At 56.3% G+C, this 4,757-nt stretch carries 2 protein-coding genes; one reads left to right on the top strand and one right to left on the bottom strand.

What is annotated here, in order from left to right; genetic code table 11:
* A partial coding sequence (locus Q7T06_RS01635; RefSeq protein ID WP_304779053.1) for an AAA family ATPase occupies positions 1 to 3,658 on the bottom strand: 3,658 nt, incomplete at its 3' end.
* Positions 3,659 to 3,858: 200 nt separating this feature from the next.
* On the opposite strand from Q7T06_RS01635, the gene Q7T06_RS01630 reads away from it, so the two are divergent.
* A partial coding sequence (locus tag Q7T06_RS01630; protein ID WP_304779050.1) for a catalase family protein occupies positions 3,859 to 4,757 on the top strand: 899 nt, incomplete at its 3' end.

The raw sequence follows: 4,757 nt of genomic DNA, 5'->3' as shown, positions 1-4,757 counted from the left end.
CGGTTTGTATATCCACTTGCCGTTCACGCACCTCGGCCAGCCCGCGGCTGTCGGCACGTTTGCGCGCAATCACGCGCGCCAGCAAGGACGAATAGACCGCCTCCAGTTGCAGCGCCTTGGCAAACGCGCCCCACTCTTCATACTTGGCATGCGCCTGCTCCAGATGCATGCGCGCATTGATCTCTTTTCCCAGGCCAAGATAGAATTTCCCGGCCAGTTCATGCGCCAACGCTTCGTCGTTGGTGAAACCGTAATCGCGTGCACCCTTGATCGCATATTCGTAAAACTGCTCGGCCCGATTGTTTTTGCCGGCGACCCGGCAACGTTCGGCTTCGACCAGTTGCCATTTGTGCCGGTAATTCATAGGCGCATTATCGGCCCAGGGCTTGAAGCGCCGCTGCATACCCTTCGCACTGGCCAGCGCACGTGCTGCCTGCGCGGTATGCGGCCGGCACAAGGCCAGTTCAGACAGCGCATGCACCCACATCAGGAAGCCCGACGATGGCGTGCCGAAATCGAAACCCGGCAAGGCGATGGCTTCTTTTGCATGCATGTGCGCGCTGGCGTATTCGCCGAAATAATATTCGCCTATCGCCTGTATCGTGCGCACGTAAAAAACGCCCCATGGGTCGGCGGCATTCCTGCGCGCCACTACGTAATCTTCCTGATCCCGCCCCTGCGTAATATCGGCTATCGATTCGCCTACCAGCCGCGAAAACAGCAGCGCCCACGGAATCATCACGCCCAGCAGCGCCGCGTAATCCATCTTGCGGTAAATATTCAAATCCTTGCGTATCGTCGCCAGCGCATCCTGCACATTGCCGCCCGACTGGAAGCGGATCGCATCCGAGAAAGACAGCGCCACCATGGCGCCGGGACGGTCGCCCGTTTCCATCGCCTTGACATAGGTATCCATCAAGGGTTCCAGCGACAGGCGCAAATGCTCGCGATGATGGCGGATGATGCCTTCAAAGATGCCAACCGCGCCCAGCAGGTTTTTATGCCCGCCGAGTTGCGCGGCGACCTTGCCGAACTTGTAGCCTTCGCCCGCTTTGTCGAGCTTGCCGGCCAGCGTGCGGCCCCATACGGCATACGCATACGCCGAGTGCGGCGACGAACCGTAATGTATCGAGCGACGCACAATTTCCAGCGCCACCCACAGCACGACATTGGATCCCGCCAGATAGGTAAAGCCATAGCCGAGGAAAGCCATCGTCGCATGCAGTTGCAGCAGGTATTGCGGGTCGGTCGCCGGCGGCAGATCCGCCAGCTCCAGCGGATCCCTGCCGCGCAATGCCAGCTTGAGTTTCAGGCGCGCCAGCCGGATATCGTTTTCACCCAGATTCGCCGGCACCTTGATGCCGGAAATTTCCAGCATTTCGATCCCGGTCTTCAACAATTCCTGCGGCTTGTACAGCGCACCGTAACAGCGGATCAGGTAATCCTTGGCCGCGATGATTTCGTGCGGCGTGGCGCTCTTGTCGCAGACGACCTGGCACAGCCGTTCCATTTCACGGTAATCGGCACGGGCAAAGGAAACGTTGATCAACTCCATGTACAACTCGTGCATGAAGTCCTGCTTCTCGCACCAGTCTTCCGTACTGCCGAACTCTTCGGCTATCTCTATGCAGTCGCAGTGCACATCGAAGGCGGCCGATTTGCGTGCTTTTTTCGCCGCCTGCAGGTTCAGCGCCGCGAGTTCTTCCTTCTCGTCCTGCTGCGTCAACAGCGCGCGCCCCTTGTTCAGGTGATCGACGATATTGAAAATATGTTCTTCTTTTTCCGCTGCGCTCAGGCTGCGCAACAGCAGGCGGCCGATTTCCAGATGCACGACATCGGTTTCATGCTTGGCAATGCCTTCGTAAGCAGCCTGCTGCACCCGGTCGTGCTGAAACTGGTAGGAACAGGGCGCCAGCGCCGCTGCCGCAACCGTATGTTCTGCCGGCAGTATCAAGCCGGCTTGCAGGGCGTCGTGCAATAACTCACTGATTTGCTGCTGCGATGTGGCGCTGACCGTCTCCAGCATTTGCATGTCGAAACGGTTGCCGATACAGGCGGCGATCGTAAGCAGGCGTTGCGTAGGCGGCGGCAGGCGGCGCAATTCCGTGGTCAGCAAGTCCACCACGTTGTCGGTGATGTTCAAGGCCTTGATTTGCGCAATATCCCAATGCCAGGATGCATGGCCAAATTGCAGCAAATCCTCGCTATGCAGGCTCTTGATGAACTGTCCTATGAAAAAAGGATTGCCCAGCGTCTTGCGATAGATCAGCTGTGCCAGCGGGCGGGTTTCGGCTACATCGCGCTTGAGCGTGTCGGCCACCAGTTCTTCTATGCTGTCTTCCAGCAAGGGGCTGACTTCGACTACCGTGACGACGCTGTGCTTGCGTATCGCATCTATCGTCAGATGCAGCGGATGCGCGATATCGACTTCATTGTCGCGATAGGCGGCGATCAACAGCAAACAGGGATCGTCCAGATTTTTCATCAACAGGGTGATGAGTTTCAGCGATGCGGCATCGGCCCATTGCACATCGTCGAGGAACAGGACGATAGGATGGTCAGAATGCGTAAACACGCTGACGAAATTCTGCATCACATAGTTGAAGCTGTTGCGCGTGGCGCCCAGCAAGGGCACGTGTTCCTGCTTGCCGATGATGAATTCCAGCTCGGGGATTGCATCGATGATCAACTGGCCGTTGGGTCCGAGCGCCTTGAGCAGCTTGCTGCGCCACTCGGCTATCCGGCTTTCACTTTCGGTCAGGATTTGCCGCATCAATTCGCGGAAGGCTTGATTGAATGCCGAATACGGTATCGTGCGCTTGAACTGGTCGAACTTCCCTGAAATGAAATAACCGCCCTGCGCGACCACCGGCTTGTGGACTTCATTGACCAGCGATGATTTGCCTATCCCTGCATAGCCGGTTACCAGCAGCAATTCCGTGCCGCCAGTGGCAACCCGCTTGAAGGCATTGAGCAGGCGGCTGTATTCGTAATTCCGGCCATACAGTTTCTGCGAAATCTGCAGGCGGTCGCAGGCATCGTTCTGCGCCAGCAGGAAAGGCTCCATGATGCCGGTTTCATTCAGCGCATATTGGCAGCGCTCTATATCGCTGAGCAAACCTTCCAGGCTTTGATAGCGATCTTCGGCATTTTTTGCCAGCAATTTGAGGACGATAGTGCCGAGTATCTCCGGTATCGCCGGATTGAAGCGGCTGGGCGGCAGCGGTTTTTTTGCGATATGACTGTGCACCAGCTCCATCACGCTATCGGACTCGAACGGCAAATGACCGCTCAATAATTCATACAGGATGATGCCGAGTGAATAATAGTCGCTGCGATAATCGACCTGCCGGTTCATGCGGCCGGTTTGCTCCGGTGAACTATAGGCCAGCGGCACCGTTGCATCGTTGCGCAACTCGACCGAACCATCTTCCAGCAAGCGTAAATTGGCCAGGCACAGTGCCTGATGCAGATCGGTGCGTTGATGGACTGCGCGCAACGCGTGTATCAACGCGACAAACAAGGCGAGCGCGGCGGGCAAGTCATAAGCAGGATTACTGCGGCCGCCATCCTGCGCCTGGTCCTGGGATGCAGCCGATGGGCGAAAAAACATGCCGCGATGCAAGCTGGTTTTTCCCAGACTCGTACGCTTGGACAAGGTAGGCCAGCTCGCTGCTTGTGAGGGTTTGATTTGAGGCTCCGCTTCGATTCAGACTGACAACAGCTCTAGCTGTTTTTCTTGCAAAAAGATTAATTACCGTTAATTATAGTCAACTATTATCCGGTCACCGCCCCGTCTAATATAGCTTGAAACATCTATAGTGCGGCAACGATATGGTATCAAATCAATAATAAATCATGTCCAATAAAGCATTCGCCCAGGAAATCATTCCCGCCAGTGAAATAGACGACACTCGCGACCTCGCCGCCCGCCTGCAAGCCAAAATCATCCGCGACAATCCAACCGGCATCATGCGGCGCGACGCCCACCCCAAAATGCATGGCCTGGTCAGGGCAGAATTCACCATAGAACCGGATTTGCCGCCTGAGTTGCAAGTCGGCATCTTCAGTGAAGCACGCACTTATCAGGCATGGATACGGTTTTCAAATCAGGATGGCAACATCCAGCCCGACACCTCGCGCGACATACGCGGCATGGCGATCAAATTGATGGGCGTGGCCGGCGACAAATTGCTGGAAGCCGAACGTGACGCGCAGACGCAAGACTTCATCGTCATCAGCACCAATGTGTTCGTGACCAGGGACGTGGCTGAATTCGATGCCTTGATCAAGGCTATGACCGGCAGCCTCTGGGCCAAGATCAGCTACTTCGCCACGCACTGGCGCGTGATCTGGAACTTGCTCAAGTCTATGAAGAAATTCGCCAATCCATTGCAAATCCGCTACTGGAGCACGACGCCATATCTGTTCGGCGCAACCGCAGTCAAGTATTCAGCGATCCCGCACGTCACGCAGCCAGATGAAATTCCAGCCAAGCCCGGACCGGATTATTTACGTGCGGCGATGGTGCGGCAGTTGTCGCAAGGTGCAGCCGTCTTCGACTTCACAGTGCAACTGCAAGTCGATGCAGACAGCATGCCGATAGAAGATCCGGGCAAGGAATGGAAAGAGTCGGAATCGCCGTTCCGCAAGGTCGCCACCATACGCATCCCGCAGCAGGATTTCGACCGCGAAGCTCAGCGCAACTTTGGCGAAAATTTATCATTTACGCCGTGGCACAGCTTGCCGGCGCACAG

Source organism: Herminiimonas sp. (assembly GCF_030645555.1).
Lineage (GTDB): Bacteria > Pseudomonadota > Gammaproteobacteria > Burkholderiales > Burkholderiaceae_D > Oxalicibacterium.
Note: the sequence above shows the minus strand (reverse complement) of the source record. Positions and strands in the feature narration are given on the sequence as shown.